This window comes from Methylobacterium sp. A54F (assembly GCF_053346035.1).
Genome location: NZ_JBKFBF010000128.1, coordinates 1 through 305, shown reverse-complemented (window position 1 = coordinate 305; position 305 = coordinate 1). Strand labels below are relative to the sequence as shown.

General features: G+C 71.5%; 1 protein-coding gene. It reads left to right on the top strand.

Annotated features, from left to right (window positions below):
* Window positions 1-305: ATP-binding protein (locus ACLBXP_RS25625; protein WP_447670631.1), on the top strand; the 305-nt coding region annotated here is incomplete at both ends.

Below are 305 nucleotides of genomic sequence, written 5' to 3'. Positions count from 1 at the left end.
CGGTCTCAGTGACCGACAGGGGCAGCGGCATGCCGCCCGAGATCCTGTCCCGGGTGATGGAGCCGTGCTTCACCACGAAAGAGGAAGGCCGGGGCACCGGCCTCGGGCTCGCCATGGTCTACGGCTTCGCCAAACAGTCCGGCGGGTCGGTCGTGATCTACTCGGAGGCCGGCACGGGGACGACCGTGCGCCTGCTCTTCCCCGCCCCCGACCAGAAGGTCGAGGAGGAGTACAAGCCCGCGCCGCGGGCCGCCGACCGCCACGGGACGGAGAGCGTGCTCGTCGACGACGACCGGCCGGACGTG